Raw genomic sequence first — 19,205 nt, 5'->3', positions numbered from 1 at the left:
TGACGGCATTCAAATTAGTTTTTGCTTATCGCCTAAATAGAAAAATCCAATCGCCCCGAGAAGGCCGAAGCAATTGCATTCAACGTCCAGTAAGAATATGATCCATATCAAATTTCACAAATTACTGAAAATTCAAAACATACATGAACCTCACACCTTTAGTTCAATCTTTCGTGCTGCATTTTGGCGAAATGGGCAGCAACTGGGGCATTAACCGCACCGTTGGCCAAATGTATGCGCTGCTGTATGTCAGCGAAAAACCGCTTAATGCCGATGAAATGGCCGAAGCGCTGGGTTTTTCGCGCTCGAATGTCAGCATGGGCTTGAAAGAGCTGGTGTCGTGGCGCTTGGTGAAGTTGCAGCATTTACCCGGCGATCGACGCGAATATTATTCAACGCCAGAAGACGTGTGGGCGATTTTTCAAACGCTGGCCGAAGAACGCAAAAAACGCGAAGTCGACCCAACACTGACGATGCTGCGCGGCGCGCTGCTTGAAAAACCGAGTAATGCCACCGATCAACACGCGCAAGCGCGCATGGCTGAAATGCATGATTTGATCGACCTGACCACCAGCTGGTTCACCGACATGCAGCGACTCGATGTTGAAACGCTGAAAAAGCTGATGAAACTGGGCGCACAAGTGCAGAAGTTCTTAGAATTCAAACAGAAACTCACTTTCTCTCGTTCCGACGATAAGGAATCATCATGACCCCTGATGTCGCCTCCAGCCTGCTCGATCCCATCGTATTGGCGCGGATTCAATTTGCAGCCAATATCACTTTTCATATTTTGTTTCCAACCATCAGCATCGCGATGGGCTGGGTGCTGCTGTTTTTTAAATTACGTTTTAATGCAACGGGCGATCAAAAATGGCATGAAGCGTATGGCTTTTGGGTCAAAATTTTCGCGCTGACTTTTGCGCTCGGCGTCGTCAGTGGCATTACGATGAGTTTCCAATTCGGCACCAATTGGCCGGGCTATATGCAAACCGTGGGTAATATCGCGGGGCCGCTGCTCGCGTATGAAGTGTTAACGGCGTTTTTCTTAGAGGCCACCTTCCTTGGCATCATGTTATTCGGGCAAAAGCGCGTCAGTAATCGCATGCATACCTTGGCGACGGTGCTAGTCGCAGGCGGAACGACCTTGTCGGCGTTCTGGATTATTGCGCTCAATTCTTGGATGCAAACGCCAACCGGCTTTGAAATGATCAACGGCCAAGCGCATGTCACCAGCTGGCTAGAAGTCATTTTCAACCCATCCATGCCCTACCGCCTGACGCACATGTTGATGGCATCTGGCTTAACTGCCGCATTTTTAGTGGCCGGTGTTTCAGCTTATCGTTGGTTGATTGGTCAGCGCACTAATGCGGTACTTGCTGCGCTTAAAACTGGCGTTGCTTTGGCTGCGCTGCTGATTCCTTTGCAAATCTTGGTTGGCGACGCGCATGGCTTAAATACGTTTAAGCATCAACCCGCCAAAATCGCTGCGATTGAAGGGATTTGGCATACCGAACGCGGCGCACCACTGCTGCTGTTTGCGCTGCCAAATCAAAGCACGCAAAGCAATGATTTCGCGATTGGTATTCCGAAACTGGCCAGCTTTATTTTGACGCACGACATCAACGGTGAAATTCGTGGCCTGAATGAATTCACCGAGCACCCACCCGTTGCCAAAGTGTTCTGGAGTTTTCGCGTCATGGTCGGCGTTGGCATGTTGATGCTATTGACCAGCTGGCTGGCTGCGTGGCAATTGCGCCGCCACAATGAAACTTCTCCGCTGGTCACTAAATTGCTGATCGGCATGACGTTTAGCGGCTGGGTTGCAACGGTGGCGGGCTGGTATGTCACAGAAATCGGCCGTCAACCATGGTTGGTGCAAGGCGTATTACTCACCAAAGACGCGGCTTCACACGTTGGTAGCGGCATGATTTTAAGCACCTTGCTAATGTATCTCGCGCTGTATGTGTTCTTGCTAATTTCCTATGTTTCGGTGGTTTTTTATCTAGCCAAAAAAGCAGGCCAGCCTGCGGGGGAGCATTAATATGTTCGATCAAATTAACTGGACCTATTGGCTAGCACTCACTCCGGCGAGCCGACTTATGAGGGGATATTAAAATGTTTAACAATATTGATTTGGCCTATTGGCTACCCATCATTTTCGCCGCCTTAATGGTGATTTCAATGTTCGCCTACGTCATCCTTGATGGGTATGACCTTGGCGTCGGCATCCTACTTCAGCTAGAGGGCGATACATCTGAAAAAGATAAAATGATCGCCTCGATTGGGCCATTTTGGGATGCCAATGAAACCTGGTTGGTGCTGGGCGTAGGCCTTTTGCTGGTCGCCTTCCCGCTTGCGCACGGCATTATTTTGGGCGCGCTGTATTTACCCGTCGCGCTGATGCTGTTGGGCTTAATTTTACGCGGCGTTGCATTTGATTTTCGCGTCAAAGCCAAAGCGCACCATCAAGCGATGTGGAATACGCTGTTTTTTGCTGGTTCTTTATTGGCTGCCGTTTCGCAAGGCGTGATGTTGGGCCGCTATATCACTGGGTTTGCCGAGGGCTGGCTAGCTTGGGGCTTTGCCGTGTTGGTTGGTTTTAGTTTGGCTGCCGCTTACGCCCTGCTGGGCGCGGGCTGGCTGATTATCAAAACCACCGGCAAATTACAAATGCGCGCCGTGCGCTGGGCGCAAAGCAGTTTGGGCTTCGCCGCCATCGCCACGCTACTGGTTTCAGTCGCCACGCCATGGATTAGCCCGCGCGTGTTTGATTTGTGGTTCTCAGTGCCCAATGTATTTTTACTCGCGCCTGTGCCACTGTTTACCGCGCTGCTATTTGCCATCATCGCCTACAGCTTGCCGCGCCTTGCAATTCGCCAATCTGAAGGCAACGATAGACTGTGCTGGTTGCCGTTCTCAGCCACTGTTGGCATTGTGTTTTTAGCGTTTTTTGGTTTGGTGTTTAGTATTTTCCCGAATCTGGTCATCGATCAACTCACGATCTGGCAAGCCGCCAGCAGCCCAGAAGCTTTGCTGGTGATCTTGGCAGGCGCGGCGATCGTATTGCCGACAATCTTTGGCTACACGTTTTATTCTTACCGCGTGTTCTGGGGCAAGGCGACAGAATTAAGTTATCAATAGGGCCATCTGGCAGACTTGATGTTGTGCTGTGCCGCGATGATTGAGCTGGGGCTTAATCCCCCCGTCCAAGCACACCGAGCACGAAGAAAGACAAACAGTTTCATCGTTTGGCTTTCGCCACGCGAGGGCATCGGGGACCGATGTGCGCCTCGGGGCGGCTTCTTTGCTTACTTTCTTGGCCGTTCAAGAAAGTAAGTCCCCGTCGCGGATTGCGACTGTAAAACACTGTGCCGCAGGCACTTAAAATCATCAACATGTAATCTGAACAAAACCAATAAGCACGATGTATATCGATGTAGTCATTGATAAATAATGGCTACATCGATATACCCAATCAACATGTAGTGCCATTTACAACACCAAGTCAAGCGTCGTCAGCAAATGTAATCAATTCGCGTATTATTGAATTTTTTCGCCACTCACGACGCTCATGGATCAAGAAATCATTCACGCCGTGCTGCAACAGCACCCCAATCATAAAGTGCGTTTTTTGCTGGGTAAAATCCTGAAATATCAGCAATACAGTCAACGCAAAAGCAAGCAACTCAAACTCACCACCTACTCGTTAAAATTTTCCATCCTTGCGCTCGCTACTTGCACCACCGTGGTGTTGGGGCTAGATGTAGCTGGACTGCAGCCTTACGCGAAAAACATCGCGCTAGTTCTGGGCGCGGTGATGACTTTTTTGGGTGGAATTTCGAGTTTTTTGAATATCGAAGAATATTGGATGCGCAATAACGCAACCAATTTGCGGCTTAAATCGATTCGGGATCGCTTAATTTACCTGTGTGGCGATTTGCAGCAGGTCGAAAACGATGCCTTACAGTCGATTATTCAAGACTATCAAGCCATTACTGAAAGCAATATTCACTATTGGTTTGATGCGATTACCGAAAGGCAAGGCGCTTAATATGCAATTAAAATACAAAAAGCGCCGCGACTATAAATATACGCTTGCCGAGGCGTATCAGCTTGAAACTCAATGGCTCAATATGCCAGAGATCAATACCCAGTATATTCAGCTCAATATACAGGGGCAGATTCATATTGCCAAAGCGTACTCTTGGGATGGAGCAAGCGGCCCGATGCCTGATTTTCGCAGCATTATGCGTGGCTCGCTGATTCATGATGCACTCTACCAATTGATACGAGAGCAACATCTTGGCCCTAGTTTTCGCGCGGCGGCCGACCGATTATTGCTTCAGATCTGCCTTGATGATGGCATGAATCCATTGCTCGCTCACTGGGTGCACTTTTGCGTTCGCTGTTTTGGCAAGGCCAAAGCAGAAAGTAGCATTATTACTCTTGAAACCGCCAACTTAGGCAAGCACGCTTAAAACCTAATATGGCGTTAGCAAGGCCAATTTATCCTAAAACAACCATCATAGATGTGAAAATGGGCTGCAATCTCACGATAAGCAGCCCAAACCAGATCATTTTACGTCAGCTTTTTTAGCAAAAAATAAGCTAACAAAACTTAAGTCACTTCAAATCAAAACGATCCAAATTCATCACCTTACTCCAAGCGGCCACAAAATCGGCCACGAACTTCGCTTGCGAATCGCTAGCGCCATACACTTCAGCCAGTGCGCGCAGTTGCGAGTTTGAACCGAACACCAGATCCACCACCGTACCCGTCCATTTCAAATCGCCCGTTTTGCGATCACGCCCTTCGAGTACGCCCGGTGCCGCCGATTTCTGCCATTTCGTGCGCATATCCAGCAGGTTAACGAAGAAGTCATTGCTCAAGGTTTCTGGCCGCGCAGTAAACGCACCATGTTTGCCCGTATTCAGCACGCGTAAACCACCAATCAGCACCGTCATTTCTGGCGCAGTGAGGGTTAGCAATTGTGCTTTATCAATCAGCAACTCAGCCGCCGCGCCTTCCAACCCTGCTTTGGCGTAGTTACGGAAGCCATCGGCAATCGGCTCAAGTACTGCAAAGGATTCAGCATCGGTTTCTGCTTGCGTCGCATCCATGCGTCCTGCAGCAAATGGCACTTTAGTGTCGATGCCCGCTTTTTTCGCCGCTGCTTCAATCGCCGCATTGCCGCCCAATACGATCAAATCGGCCAAAGAAATTTTCTTGCCGCCCGATTGCGCGCTATTAAATTCTTGCTGGATCGCAGTCAGTTTAGCGAGCACGCTGGCTAGCTCGGCAGGCTGATTGGCTGCCCAATCTTTTTGCGGCGCAAGACGAATCCGCGCGCCATTCGCGCCACCACGTTTATCGCTGCCACGGAAGGTCGAAGCTGATGCCCACGCAGTGCTGACTAATTGAGAAATCGACAAACCAGATGCGAGCAATTTCGCTTTCAATGCCGCTAAATCTTGCTCATCGACTAGCTGGTGATCGACCGCTGGAATCGGATCTTGCCAGATCAGCACTTCTGCTGGCACGAGCGAACCCAAGTAGCGCGCACGCGGCCCCATATCACGGTGCGTGAGTTTGAACCATGCGCGACCAAAGGCATCGGCAAATTCGGCTGGATTTTGATGGAAACGGCGCGATATTTTCTCGTAGGCTGGATCCATACGCAGCGACATATCAGCGGTTGTCATCATCGGAGGATGTTTAATCGCGGGATCATGTGCATCTGGAATCATATGTTCCGGCTTCACATTTTTAGCAACCCACTGCTTAGCGCCAGCAGGGCTCTTGGTTAATTCCCACTCGTAGCCCAATAGCATATCAAAGTAGCCATTATCCCAAGTCGTCGGGTTCGGTTTCCAAGCGCCTTCGATACCACTGGTCGTCGTATGCACGCCCTTGCCGCTACCCAATTTATTAATCCAACCTAGACCTTGCTCTTCCAGCGGTGCCGCTTCTGGCTCTGGCCCCACTAGCGCCGGATCACCCGCGCCATGTGCTTTACCAAAAGTGTGGCCACCGGCGACCAAGGCAACGGTTTCTTCATCATTCATCGCCATACGGGCAAATGTTTCGCGCACATCGCGCCCAGAAGCAATTGGATCTGGATTGCCATCGGGGCCTTCTGGATTCACATAAATCAAACCCATTTGCACTGCGGCTAATGGATTTTCAAGCTGGCGATCACCTGAATAACGGCTATCAGGTTTGTCGCTCGTGGCGAGCCATTCTTTTTCCATGCCCCAATAAACGTCTTCTTCTGGCTCCCAAATATCAGGGCGACCGCCACCAAAACCAAATGTTTTAAAGCCCATTGATTCCAGCGCGACATTTCCGGCCAGCACAATCAAATCGGCCCATGACAGTTTGCGGCCATATTTTTGCTTAATCGGCCACAGCAGGCGGCGTGCTTTATCTAAATTACCGTTATCTGGCCAGCTATTGAGCGGCGCAAATCGTTGATTGCCCGTACCCGCGCCACCGCGACCATCGGTTGTGCGATAAGTACCCGCTGCATGCCAAGCCATACGAATCATCAAACCACCGTAATGTCCCCAGTCGGCGGGCCACCAATCTTGTGAATCGGTCATCAGCGCACGTAAGTCTGTACAGACGGCATCCAAATCTAGAGTCTTAAATTCTTCTGCATAATTAAATGCCTCACCCATCGGATCAGATTTGGCTGAATGCTGGTGCAAGATGCTCAGTTTCAATTGATTCGGCCACCAATCGGCATTCGATGGTGCACCTGCGACCGTATTCTTACTCACACTACCCGAAAATGGGCATTTAGATTCGCTAGACATGACGTTATCCTTTGAGTGTTGGAATGAATGAACCGCTTCACTTTAGAACCTTGCTGCTAATTTATCTAATTGGATTTCACAATAACGCTGATAGCCACAGAATAAGCACCGCAGATTGCAGTAATGTAGCTGACTATCAAGCGAAAGAATTTAGAAGGCACTAGCGATGCCACCGCGAGTAAAATTTGATGGCGCAATAAGCCCTTATGGATATTTATAAGGACGCACAGGTATTACTTTGCAGTGAAGTAGAGCCAACTGCAATCACAACAATTTACCCAAGCAAGACATGATCCGTCAGGAACTTTTTGAAGATTCGCGTTTAATTACTGAGCACGGAATGGAATCAAGAATGCCCACAACCCGCACCGCAAGCTGGCGAACAGCGTCCACCACTACGCGGTGCCGACGCGCTAACGCCTTTGATTTGTAAAGCCACGACGCTCAGTTGCTTTATGTATTTTTCTGCCTTGCAGACTGGGCAGCTTGTCAGCAGCGCATCACTCATTTTTTGTAAATGTTCGCCGCAATGGCCGCATTCGGCGCAACGATAAGCATAAATTGGCATCCCTTCCTCCCTTTTAAATAACAGCTAGTCATCATACGCTTTTACCAACCTTACCCAACAGCCCGTACAATCACCTACCTCCAAGATGGCCATTCAGCCAGCACATCGGGAAATCTTGGATAGTGAGTTCAATCGAACTCAGTTATAAATCAAAGCTTCTTTCGCATCCAAAGCCACCCGCCATGCTGACGCAGCAACTTTCACTGGTATTGCAGCTCTTGCAGCAAACCTGCGTCTTTCTAGTGATTGCATGGCTGTTGGCGCGTACGCCTTTGTTTACGCCGCTGATGCAAGTGACGATCCGCCTGCCGCATAAGCTCACCTGCTATGTGGTTTTCTCTGGCTTTTGCATCTTAGGGACGTATTTAGGCCTCAAAATCGACGATTCAATTGCCAATATTCGCGCCATCGGCGCGGTGCTTGGTGGTTTATTGGGAGGACCTTCGGTCGGTCTGGCCGTCGGCTTTACCGGCGGATTACATCGTTATAGCTTGGGTGGCCCGACCGATCTGGCTTGTATGATTTCGACCATTAGCGAAGGCTTGCTGGGCGGCTTGGTGCATCGCGCCTTAATTCGCCGTGGCCGCGTCGATCTTTTGTTCCAGCCGATGTTGGTTGGTACGGTAGCTTTAGCGGCAGAAATCCTACAAATGCTAATTATTTTGGCGGTAACTCGTCCTTACTCAACGGCCTTTGCCGTCGTCAATAATGTGGCACTGCCGATGTTGATTGCCAATAGCATAGGCGCAGCGCTGTTTATGCGCTTATTGCTCGATCGACGCGCTTTGGCCGAACAGTTTTCCAATGCTTTCTCGGCTCGCGCGCTCAGAATTGCGGCCAAAACCGAAGGCTTGCTGCGCGCGGGATTTAATGAAGCCAACTCAATGAAAGTGGCGCAGATTGTGTTTGAAGAAACCGGCGTTGGCGCGGTAGCGATTACCGACCGCGAAAAACTATTGGCGTTTACCGGCACCGGCTCAGATCATCATTTGCCGGGAACGCCGATTACGTCACAGCACACGCAAGATGCCATTGCGCATAATCGCGTGGTCTATGCCGACGGTAATGAAGTGGCTTATACCTGTTCGATTCATCCTGAATGCAGGCTGGGCTCTACGCTAGTGATTCCATTGCAAGACGCCGACGATCAAGTCATCGGCACAATTAAACTCTACGAGCCCAAAGGTCGGCTGTTTGCCAAACTCAATCGCACGCTCGGCGAAGGGATCGCCAAGCTTTTATCACGCCAAATCCTTACGGGCCGCATCGAAGCGCAACGCGCCTTGCTGGCGCAATCGGAAATTAAATTGCTGCACGCACAAGTCAATCCGCATTTCCTGTTTAATGCGCTCAATACCTTAAACGCCGTCATCCGCATCGACCCAGATCAAGCGCGCCTCTTGGTGCAGCATTTATCGACGTTTTTCCGAAAAAATCTCAAGCGCCCCAGTGAAACCGCCACCTTGGCCGATGAAGTTGAACACGTGAATGCTTATTTACAAATTGAATTGGCGCGCTTTGGCGAGCGACTGCAAGTTGAAGTCGATATTCCAGCGATTTACGCACAGGTGCGTTTGCCGGCATTTTCTTTACAGCCTTTAGTTGAGAATGCAATTAAACACGGCACATCGCAATTGCTGGAGCAAGGCCAAATTCGGCTATTTACTGAACTAAGCAGCAAAACCAACACCTTGCTACTGCATGTTGAAGACAATGCAGGACTCTATGAAATGAGTAGAAAAAGCAGCGATGGCATGGGAATGGGCTTGGTAGATCGGCGGCTTAAAGTGAGCTTCGGTCCTGAATATGGCCTGACGATGCACACAATCTGCGAACAATTTACCCGAATTACGCTAAGCCTACCGCTCGCCGAGGAGATGACTTAATGCGCGCCCTTTTGGTCGATGACGAGCCCCTGGCTCGCGATGAATTGCGTAATTTACTGGCGGCTGCGGGCGTAGATGTCATCGGCGAAGCTAGTAATGCGATTGAAGCGATGCAAGGCATCAATCAGCTTCGCCCTGATGTCGTGTTTCTCGACATTCAAATGCCACGCATCTCTGGCCTAGAGTTGGTCGGGATGCTAGATCCTGAACGTATGCCGTTTATTGTGTTTGTCACCGCGTTTGACGAACATGCGGTGCAAGCGTTTGAAGAACATGCGTTTGATTATTTACTCAAACCCGTTGCACCTTTGCGCTTGGCGAAAACACTGGCGCGTTTACAAAAGCCGCTCACTAAAGCGCCTCCCGATTACAGCGCTATCGCGCCGCAGCAAGCCTTAAAGAACCTGCCCTGCCATCGGCATGACCGCATTTTGCTATTGCCACTCGACGATATTGAGTACGTCATCGCGCGTTTATCAGGTATTTATCTGATTACCAAAGAAGGTAATGAGCATTACACCGAACTCACACTCAAAACGCTGGAAGAAAAGACCTGCCTTTTGCGCTGCCATCGCCAGCATTTAGTGCATCCAGAGAAAATCGCCGAGATCGTCATGCAAGACAATGGCGGCGCAGACCTGATTACGCGCAGTGGTTTAAGCGTACCAGTGAGCCGACGATTTTTAAAGCCACTGAAAGAGCAACTAGGGGTATTGCTCTAGATAAATTAATAATCAATGGCTATATCCATATACCCATTACTATCAATATAACTCAGCAAAACCACTACAGAACAAGCCACACCACTGAGCACGCCAACACAACCGCTTAATTCCCCCTAGCACCGCTGCCACAGTTTTTACGCCAATAGTCAGCCCCCTCGTTCTAGCATCAGCCTGTCATAAACCCTGCAAACGAGGTCTGCTGTGAACTCATTCAAACAATGGGGCGTCTGGCTGGTGGTAGCACTCACCGGCGCGTTCTCTTTTGCCATGCTAGCGCTCTCGCGCGGCGAGCACATCAATGCAATCTGGCTCGTGCTGGCTGCGATATCGTGCTACAGCATTGCTTACCGATTCTATTCTAAATTTATCGCCGAAGACATTTTCGAGCTGAACGACAATCGCCCTACACCAGCGGTACGCCGTAACGATGGCTTGGACTATGTACCGACCAATAAATGGGTTTTATTTGGACATCACTTTGCCGCGATTGCTGGCGCAGGCCCGCTTGTTGGGCCGATTTTAGCCGCGCAAATGGGCTTCTTGCCCGGCACGATCTGGATTTTGGTCGGCGTAATGATGGCCGGTGCCGTACAAGATTTTTTGGTTTTGTTCATGTCCACCCGCCGCGATGGTCGCTCGCTCGGTGAAATGGCCAAACAAGAACTCGGTGCGATTCCCGGATTTATTGTGATGGTCGGCGCTTTGGGCGTGATGATTATTATTCTGTCAGCATTGGCACTGGTCGTCGTCAAAGCCTTGGCTGAAAGCCCTTGGGGCGTGTTTTCGATTGCGGCAACCATCCCGATTGCGCTGTTTATGGGCGTGTATATGCGCTACATCCGCCCGGGCCGTATTGGTGAAATTTCGCTGATTGGTTTTGTGCTGATGATGTTGGCGATTATTTATGGTGAAAACATTGCGGCCAGCCCATTCTGGGGGCCTTTCTTTACGATGACCGGCCCGCAATTGACGATCGCCTTGGTGATTTATGGCTTTATCGCTTCGGTGTTACCGGTTTGGCTATTGCTTGCGCCACGCGACTATCTATCGACCTTCCTTAAAATTGGCGTGATTGCAGGTTTGGCGGTCGGGATTTTATTTGCTGCGCCTGAACTCAAAATGCCAGCGATCACGCAATTTATTGATGGCTCTGGCCCGGTATTTTCAGGTTCTTTATTCCCCTTCTTGTTTATTACCATTGCCTGCGGCGCAATTTCTGGTTTTCACGCACTCGTGGCATCGGGCACCACGCCGAAGCTAATCGAAAAAGAAAGCCATATGCGCGTCATTGGTTATGGCGCAATGCTCTGCGAATCTTTTGTCGCCATCATGGCTTTGATTTGCGCAGCAATTCTTGATCCGGGCGTGTATTTTGCAATGAACTCCCCTGCCGCGGTTATTGGCACCACGGTCGAGCAAGCATCGTCGGTGATTAGCAGTTGGGGCTTTATCGTCAGCCCTGAAATGCTCACGCAAATTGCCAAAGATGTCGGTGAGCATTCTATTTTGTCTCGTGCAGGTGGCGCACCGACGTTTGCCGTTGGGATGTCGCACATCATTAGCGATATTTTTAATAGCCGAGCAATGATGGGCTTTTGGTATCACTTCGCGATTTTATTTGAAGCGCTGTTTATTCTGACTGCCGTCGATGCGGGTACGCGCGCTTGCCGCTTTATGGTGCAAGACACCGTGGGCGTCATTATCCCTGGCATGGCCAAAAGCCATTCTTGGGCGGGTAATTTGCTCGGCACAGCGGTGGCGGTTTCGGGTTGGGGCTTCTTTGTTTATCAAGGCGTAACCGATCCATTAGGCGGTATCAATACGCTATGGCCGCTGTTTGGGATTGGTAACCAAATGCTCGCGTCTATGGCGCTGCTATTGGGCACGGTCGTACTCTTTAAGATGAAAAAAGAACGCTACATTTGGGTGACTTTAGTGCCAACAGCTTGGCTCTTTATCACATCGATGACGGCAGGTTGGCAAAAAATCTTCCATGAAAATCCGAAGATCGGTTTTCTGGCCCAAGCCAATCGCTTCAAGACAGCCATCGCCGACGGTACACTGCTTGCACCAGCAAAAAGCTTTGCCGATATGGAACGCATTGTATTTAACAATCAAATCAATGCGGGATTGTGTGCGTTCTTTATGTTGGTCGCCGTCACGATGTTGATCGCAACCGTCGTTCATGTTCGCAAGGCACTCCGTAACCCGCATCCATCCGTGAATGAAATTGGTGGCGATGTGCCAATGCCGGAGGCTAGCCGTGCTTGATCTAAGTTTTCTACTCCCCAAGCGGATTAGCGATGAAGCACTGCAAGATGAATACGAGCGCTACGTGATTGAGCAGCGCTTAAATAATCCTTACGGTGTTTTGATGTCAGGCGAGGATTTTAGGCGCTATAGCTTGGGTTCAAACTGGTTGACGGGACTCAAAGATACCGCGCAAAAAGTGGTACAAACTTGCCGCTTAATGGTGGGGATTCATGATTATGAATATTACCTCGACCATATGCGCAGCCAGCACCCTGGAGGAGTGCCGTTTACGCGAGATGAGTTTTATCGTTATTGCCTAGATGCCCGGTTCCCGAGTGCAGGCAATATCAATAAATGCCCGTGCTAAATCGAGAATTTGGCGTTTAATCAAAGCATGTAATAAAGGGCTGGCGATCATGACATCGCCAGCCCTTTATCTATCCAGCCCTTCATCTATATGTACTGCAAAAAATGAACCCTATACGCACGCTGCTTCAGTACTTGCTGCGCCATCCAAGCAGATTGAATCCGAAGACATTGGATCTAGGCACGCCAATCGGGTGATGACCCCATCTTGCAAACGGAAAAAAGCATCCTGCGGCATGTCTTGCTGCCACAGCGCTGTGAAATCCATTTTTGCATAAACACCGCGCAAAATACGCCCCAACAGACCATGCGCCACCACGATCATGCGTGGCGGCAGCTCAGGATCATTCAGCCATTGCTCAATCCGCGCGACCACAGCGGCATAAGGCTCACAATCAGCAGCCTGAAAATGCCAATCCACTTGCGTTGCCAGTGCCGGATAACGGCGATGCAGCGTATCAACCTGCTGCATTTCCCAGTCACCAAAACACACTTCAATCAAACGCGGCTCAGGGCGAATGGTGCTACTAGAAATGCCCAATTCTTTTGCAACCCAAGTTGCCGTTTGCATTGCACGTCCCAATGGGCTGGCATAAATTGGCCAATCGGCAGGATCTGCCAATTCAGCGCGTAAAGTCGCACCCATCGCGCGAGCCTGACTTTCACCCAGCGCAGTCAAAGGTGAATCGCAATGCCCTTGCATGCGGCGCTCGGCATTAAACTCGGTTTGTCCATGACGAAGTAGATAAATGACGCGCGACATAGGCCCTCCTTTAAAAGAGGAATCAGTGTAACGGCATTTCAAGACGAGCCCAAGGCAGTAATTCCCAAACGAAATGTCGGGAGCTTCATTAGATCAACCTCAATTCAAAGCATAACAAGCTTTACCAGCCGCTTTAGCGCGATACATTGCCGCATCGGCTTTGGCCAGTAGTGTATCGGCAGCCAATAATTCATCGGCACTCACCAAAGCAATGCCAATACTGCAGGCCAGTTGCACACTAGAACCATCGATAATGAGAGGCACGCTAAGGCGACGTAGAATTTTCTGAGCGACCCGTACCGCGCCACCATCGCCTTCGTTCAGCCCCTCTAAAATAATGGTGAACTCGTCCCCCGCAAGCCGCGAGACGGTATCGATTTCACGCACTGCTTCACTCAGAATAGCGGCAAAGCTTTGCAAGACACGGTCACCAAATTCGTGACCATACACATCATTGAGCTGCTTAAAACCGTCCAAATCCAGAAATAGTAACGCGATTTGTTGCTGACTACGTTTGGCACGCGCAATGGCAAAGTCCAGCGCAGCCATAAAAGCGCGGCGATTGGGTAGTCCAGTTAATTGATCGTGCGAAGCCTCGAAAGCCAATTGCTGCTCAAGTAGCTTGCGCTCGGAAATATCCTGCGCCTGTATATAGATGCCCGTTACTTGGCCGTCATCTGCAATATTGGGGACCAAATCAACATGCACCTGAATAATGCCGCGAGTGGAATTGAGCGTGCTATCAAATGCGACCTGCTCACCCGCTAAAGCTCGCGCAATATAAGGCTCAACATAGGCTCGGGTCGATTCATTCAGTAAATCCACCATCTGCATGTCTTTCAGTGCGGCACTACTTAATCCAAACCAATCAAAATAAGCCCGGTTATTAAAACGATAACGCAGCTCAGTATCCACATAGGAGATTAAAGCGGGTAAATGATCGGTAATTGCTTTTAATAGCGCTCTATTTTCTAAAACTTCCTTTTTATTAGCCTCCCGCAATGACACGTCCTGCACAAACGCATCAAGTAATTGCAAATCGCCCACATGATTTTCGTTGAGCGTCAGCTCAGCGGCAAACTCACTACCATCCTTACGGCAAGCCATAATCTGAATGCGATGCCCGACCACTTTGGCCAAATCACCATGCAAATAACAGTCAAACCCGATGGATTGCGCCGATCTTAATGCCGGCGGCACGATCATTTCAGCAACTTGCGTGCCTATTGCTTCTTTACGCGACCAACCAAAAATCTGCTCTGCAGCTCGATTCCATGCCAGCACAAGCCCATTACGATCAATTTCGATAAATGCATCGGCAGCATTCTCCAGCGTGGTTCTAAAACGCTCTTTTTCCGCCAATAATTCGCGCTGCACGGCCACACGCTTTTCTATTTGATGATTAAGCTGCGTAATCGCGACTGACATTTCAGCGGTGCGCTGCTCCACTCGCAGCTCTAGGCTATGGCGCAATTCAGCCAGTGAAAATTCAGCTTGTTTACGCGCATGAATATCGGAAATTACCGAGATAAATTGCAAAGGCTGACCCGTGGCATCCCGCATCAGCGAAACCGTCAACTCCACCCAAACAACCCCGCCATCTCGGTGAAGATAACGTTTTTCCAGCGTATAAGTGGCAATAGCACCACTAATCAATTGTGCAATCAGCGCCAGATCATCATCAATATCTTCTGGGACTGTGATTTGCTGAAATGTTTTTGTACGTAATTCCGCCTCGCTATAGCCAACAATCGTGCACAAACTTTGATTGACCCGCAGCCATTGCCCTTCTGGCGAAATAATAGCAATACCCACCGCCGCCTGTGCAAAAACGCGCTCAAAAACGGCTTCGCTCTGCTCTAAATACCGCTCAACCGACATAACACGACTTGCCGATTCAAGACTGTGAAAATAGTTTTCCACCATTCGGGCAAAGTCATGCAAGACCGCAACATCCTCCACGCTAAATTCACGCGGCTGAACATCAATCACGCACAGCGTGCCTAACGCGTAACCGGAACGGGAACGAATCGGCTGTCCCGCATAAAAACGAATAAACGGCGCACCCAGCACCAAAGGATTATCAGCAAAGCGTGAATCTTGCAGCGCATCAGGCACAATAAATGTATCAAGCGCCAAAATGGCATGCCCACAAAACGAAATCTCGCGCGGCGTTTCAGTCGCTGCTAAACCTTGGTTCGATTTAAACCATTGGCGCTCCTGATCAATCAAAGAGACCAACGCCATCGGCACATTAAAATAACGCATAACCAGCCGCGTAATACGATCCAGCTCTTCAACTGGCGCGGAATCCAAAACGCAGAGCGAGTGCAACATAGCAACTCGCTCTGCTTCATCGTCCGGAAAAGCAGCAACTTGCATCGCCTTATCTCCTACATCATCAGGCAGCAAAAAAGGGACTTAATCAGGGCGCCAATATCACTACGTGAACATTATTGCCACGTAAGCCAATCTGCTAGCAGCAAAAAATCATTCAACAACACGCTGATTTTTTGCCGCAATGCGCTTCGCGAAACAAGCCCACTACAGTATATATAGCCACCTTTCCTACTCAAACCACTCAATCAAACAACTCGTACCAGATCGATTTAGGTTTACGCTGCTGATGATCATCATGTCGCTTGGATTCATAAGCATTATGCTGCTGGCACGGCGCGGTGGCAGGTTGATAATTTGCGGACACAGATGCCGTGGCTGATGCAAGAGCAGCATTGAGCGAGCGCTCGATAATTTATCCAGCTCACCACGATTCAAGCCAAAATCCTCCCGCCGCACACAGACGCTTTATTAATATCTATCCACGCAATAAACGCAGGCCATTGGCGACGACTAACAAGCTAGCGCCAACGTCGGCAAACACTGCCATCCACATCGTGCCATTACCTGTCAGAGTGAGTACTAAAAAGACGATTTTAATGCCCAAAGCCAGCGCAATGTTTTGCAGCAAGATGGCGTGGGTTTGTCGCGATAGGCGAATAAAGCGCGGTAGTTTGCGCAAATCGTCATCCATCAACGCCACATCGGCCGTTTCAATCGCCGTGCCAGTGCCCGCTGCGCCCATTGCAAAGCCAATATCAGCACGCGCTAGCGCTGGCGCGTCGTTGATGCCATCACCCACCATGCCGACTTTGCCGTTTGCGCTCGCTAGCTTGTCTTCAATCACCTGCAATTTATCAATTGGCAGCAAATCACCACGCGCTTCGTCGATGCCGACTTGATCGGCAATTGCGCGCGCAGTGTGGGCGTTATCGCCCGTTAACATAATGGTTTTGACGCCCAAGCGATGCAGCTCGGCAATCGCCTGTCGGCTACTATCTTTCACCGTATCGGCAACAGCAAACAGCGCCATGACGCCTGTTTCATTCGCAAGCAAAATCACTGTTTTTCCTTGCTGTTCCAGCGCAAACAGTTGCGTTTCTAACTCGGGCGAGCACCAGCCTAAATCGTGTACTAAGCGGTGATTACCCAGATGATATTGCTGGCCGTTGATGATGCCCTTGGTGCCGCGCCCGGCTAGCGCTGCAAAATCGCTAACATTTTGCACGGCGGTGTCTTTAGCCGCTAACGCCACAGCGCGTGAAACTGGATGATCGGATCGACTGGCAAGGCTGACGGCAAGGCTGTGCACCGCAGCCTCATCATGCGAGCCGAGCACAATGAAATCGGTTTGCACTGGTTTGCCATGCGTAATCGTGCCGGTTTTATCCAACGCCAACCAAGCTAACTTGCGGCCTTCTTCTAAATACACGCCACCTTTAACCAAAATCCCTTGCCGCGCAGCTCTGGCTAAGCCACTAACTATCGTCACCGGCGTTGAAATCACCAAAGCGCACGGGCAAGCGATGACCAGCAGCACCAGCGCTTTATAAATCCACGCCAGCCAATCGCCGCCGAAAAATAGCGGCGGCACAACAGCAATCGCGAGTGCAATCGCAAATACAATCGGCGTATACACACGGGCAAATTGATCAACAAAACGCTGCGTCGGCGCACGCGCGCCTTGCGCCGCTTCAACCGCATGGATAATCCGCGCCAGCGTGCTGTCGCCAGCCGCCGCCGTCACCGTGTATTCAAACGAGCCTGATTCATTGATCGTGCCAGCAAATACAGCATCGCCTATGGTTTTTTCGACTGGCAAGCTCTCGCCCGTAATCGGCGCTTGGTTAATGCTCGATTGCCCGCTGACAATCACACCATCAAGCGCAATCCGCTCACCCGGTTTAATTCGCACGCGTGCTTGCGTTGCCACCGATTTAGCGGCGACTTCCTGCCAGCTACCGTCCAACTGTTGCACCGTTGCTAGTTCTGGCGTCAGTTGCATCAGGCCAGAAATCGCATTGCGCGCGCGATCTAGCGATTTGGCTTCGATCAGCTCAGCAATCGTAAATAGCACCATCACCATCGCGGCTTCCGGCCATTGGCCGATCAGCAAAGCCCCCGTCACAGCGATACTCATCAAGGCATTGATATTTAAATTGCCATTGCGGATCGCGATCCAGCCTTTTTTATACGTCGTGATGCCGCAGGCCAACACGGCGACAATCGCCAGCGCGGCGATACTCCACTGAGGTAAGCCGCTCCAGTGTGCTATTTCAGAGGCGATGGCGGCAATACCTGCCAAGGCTAATGGCCACCAAGGTTTGGCGGGCTCAATAGCGGGCGCAGCTTCGCTAGCCAGCTCTGGCGTAAAACCTAAAGATTTAATCGCCGCTAGCACCGCATCCAGCTGATCAGGTTCGTGCGTAACGGTTAACACGCGCTGCATTAAATTGAACTGCATACCGCTCACGCCCGCCATGCCGCCGAGCTTTTTGCGCAGCAGACCTTCTTCGGTCGGGCAATCCATTTGCATAATCCGAATCGGCGTTTGCGTGCCCAGTGCATCGCTGCTCGATGCGGCCAATTGCGATAATGCGGCGGGCGCCGCGTGCGTATGCTCAGCGCCGCCGCAACAAGCGGCGTGGCTTGGTGTCGTAGCGGTTTTTTCAGTAGGGCGAACAAGAATGTATTTAGACATTGCGTCTTCCTTTGAACTCATTTAAAACCATTACACACCCTGAAGTGACTATAGAGTCAACGCTTATTTTGGAGGCGAGAATGAAAATCGGTGAATTAGCAAAAATTGCGCAGTGTTCGGTTGAAACCATTCGTTTTTATGAAAAAGAAGGTTTGCTGGCCGCGCCTGCGCGCACTGCAGGCAATTTCCGTGAATACAGCGCGGAGCACGTCGAGCGCCTGCGTTTTATCCGCAATTGCCGCGCGCTGGATATGAGCCACGAAGAAATCCACACGCTGCTGCGCTTGGCCGATCAACCGATTGAAGGCTGCGCGGCGATCAATACGGTTTTCGATCAGCACATTCAGCATGTTGAAGTGCGCATCAAAGAGCTAGAGCATTTGAAGCAGCAACTAGACACTTTGCGCCAGCAATGCCAAACCGATCTAGGCCTTGATCCTTGCGGTATTTTGCAAGGCTTGGCCGATATGGAAATTGAACCCAAATCAGATAAAAAGCACACGCATTTGGGATAAGTTTGCTTGCTGCATCGTAGGGTCTGTTGACGTTTGGTTTGCGAATCGCGTTTGTGCTGATTTTGGCCTGAAACAAGGCACAAGACGCGAAGCATAGTCATTCTATGCCAGCGTTTTGTAACGCAGGGTCAGGCCAAAAGCAGCCAAACCCGAAAGGCTGGGCGGTTTTCGCGGCATCTCTGCGTTAATCCGTGCTCGAATAGCTGGCTATGCGTCGCACGAATTGCCTTGATTCGCCGCGAAACCCGCTCCAGCGCGATCGTAAACCAAAC

Annotated in this window: 15 protein-coding genes; 10 read left to right on the top strand and 5 right to left on the bottom strand. The window is 50.3% G+C overall.

The features are described from left to right. Nucleotides 1-143: 143 nt before the first annotated feature. The 5 genes from Q320_RS0100210 to Q320_RS0100190 all read left to right on the top strand — a co-directional run bounded on the left by Q320_RS0100210 (nt 144) and on the right by Q320_RS0100190 (nt 4,478). A complete protein-coding gene (locus Q320_RS0100210; protein WP_027467315.1) occupies nt 144-710 on the top strand; it encodes a GbsR/MarR family transcriptional regulator in 567 nt (188 codons plus the stop codon). Next, nucleotides 707-2,041 carry a cytochrome ubiquinol oxidase subunit I gene (locus Q320_RS0100205; RefSeq protein WP_035851537.1) on the top strand — a complete coding sequence of 445 codons (1,335 nt, stop codon included), beginning with the start codon at nt 707-709 and terminating at the stop codon, nt 2,039-2,041. Before Q320_RS0100210 ends, Q320_RS0100205 begins: the two co-directional genes overlap by 4 nt. A 74-nt stretch (nt 2,042-2,115) precedes the next feature. Continuing rightward, on the top strand, nt 2,116-3,141 hold the full coding sequence (locus Q320_RS0100200) for a cytochrome d ubiquinol oxidase subunit II (RefSeq protein ID WP_027467313.1): 1,026 nt from the start codon (nt 2,116-2,118) through the stop codon (nt 3,139-3,141). 430 nt (nt 3,142-3,571) lie between these two features. After that, nucleotides 3,572-4,051, top strand: coding sequence for a DUF4231 domain-containing protein (locus Q320_RS0100195; protein WP_027467312.1), 480 nt, complete (start codon nt 3,572-3,574; stop codon nt 4,049-4,051). A gap of 1 nt (nt 4,052) precedes the next feature. After that, complete coding sequence (locus Q320_RS0100190; RefSeq protein ID WP_027467311.1) at nt 4,053-4,478, top strand: hypothetical protein; 426 nt, start codon at nt 4,053-4,055, stop codon at nt 4,476-4,478. Nucleotides 4,479-4,623: 145 nt separating this feature from the next. Here Q320_RS0100190 and katG read toward each other — a convergent pair whose 3' ends face one another. After that, nucleotides 4,624-6,819: a catalase/peroxidase HPI gene (katG, locus tag Q320_RS0100185; RefSeq protein ID WP_027467310.1), complete on the bottom strand. Its 2,196-nt coding sequence runs from the start codon at nt 6,817-6,819 to the stop codon at nt 4,624-4,626. Nucleotides 6,820-7,165: 346 nt separating this feature from the next. Further along, complete coding sequence (locus Q320_RS0100180; protein WP_027467309.1) at nt 7,166-7,387, bottom strand: FmdB family zinc ribbon protein; 222 nt, start codon at nt 7,385-7,387, stop codon at nt 7,166-7,168. A gap of 122 nt (nt 7,388-7,509) precedes the next feature. On the opposite strand from Q320_RS0100180, the gene Q320_RS0100175 reads away from it, so the two are divergent. The 4 genes from Q320_RS0100175 (at nt 7,510) to Q320_RS21430 (ending at nt 12,618) form a co-directional block, all read left to right on the top strand. Then, complete coding sequence (locus tag Q320_RS0100175) at nt 7,510-9,273, top strand: sensor histidine kinase (protein ID WP_281174216.1); 1,764 nt, start codon at nt 7,510-7,512, stop codon at nt 9,271-9,273. Beyond that, entirely contained in the window at nt 9,273-9,995 is a 723-nt protein-coding gene (gene btsR, locus Q320_RS0100170; protein ID WP_027467307.1) for a two-component system response regulator BtsR, read from the top strand. The genes Q320_RS0100175 and btsR overlap by 1 nt, the downstream gene beginning before the upstream one ends. A gap of 204 nt (nt 9,996-10,199) precedes the next feature. Continuing rightward, nucleotides 10,200-12,269: a carbon starvation CstA family protein gene (locus Q320_RS0100165; RefSeq protein ID WP_027467306.1), complete on the top strand. Its 2,070-nt coding sequence runs from the start codon at nt 10,200-10,202 to the stop codon at nt 12,267-12,269. Next, entirely contained in the window at nt 12,262-12,618 is a 357-nt protein-coding gene (locus Q320_RS21430; protein WP_027467305.1) for a YbdD/YjiX family protein, read from the top strand. The genes Q320_RS0100165 and Q320_RS21430 overlap by 8 nt, the downstream gene beginning before the upstream one ends. Before the next feature lie 111 nt (nt 12,619-12,729). Here Q320_RS21430 and Q320_RS17835 read toward each other — a convergent pair whose 3' ends face one another. The 3 genes from Q320_RS17835 to Q320_RS17830 form a co-directional block, all read right to left on the bottom strand. After that, a complete protein-coding gene (locus Q320_RS17835) occupies nt 12,730-13,380 on the bottom strand; it encodes a histidine phosphatase family protein (protein WP_084282216.1) in 651 nt (216 codons plus the stop codon). A gap of 99 nt (nt 13,381-13,479) precedes the next feature. Beyond that, on the bottom strand, nt 13,480-15,762 hold the full coding sequence (locus Q320_RS0100150) for a PAS domain S-box protein (RefSeq protein ID WP_027467304.1): 2,283 nt from the start codon (nt 15,760-15,762) through the stop codon (nt 13,480-13,482). A 433-nt stretch (nt 15,763-16,195) separates the two neighbouring features. Then, complete coding sequence (locus Q320_RS17830; RefSeq protein ID WP_245590940.1) at nt 16,196-18,418, bottom strand: heavy metal translocating P-type ATPase; 2,223 nt, start codon at nt 18,416-18,418, stop codon at nt 16,196-16,198. Nucleotides 18,419-18,498: 80 nt separating this feature from the next. On the opposite strand from Q320_RS17830, the gene cadR reads away from it, so the two are divergent. Continuing rightward, nucleotides 18,499-18,933, top strand: coding sequence for a Cd(II)/Pb(II)-responsive transcriptional regulator (gene cadR, locus Q320_RS0100135; protein WP_027467302.1), 435 nt, complete (start codon nt 18,499-18,501; stop codon nt 18,931-18,933). Nucleotides 18,934-19,205 lie beyond the last annotated feature (272 nt).

Origin of the sequence: Deefgea rivuli DSM 18356, from assembly GCF_000620145.1 — a bacterium.
Lineage (GTDB): Bacteria > Pseudomonadota > Gammaproteobacteria > Burkholderiales > Chitinibacteraceae > Deefgea > Deefgea rivuli.
The sequence above is the reverse complement of the archived record's forward strand: the minus strand, read 5'-3'. Positions and strand labels throughout refer to the sequence as shown.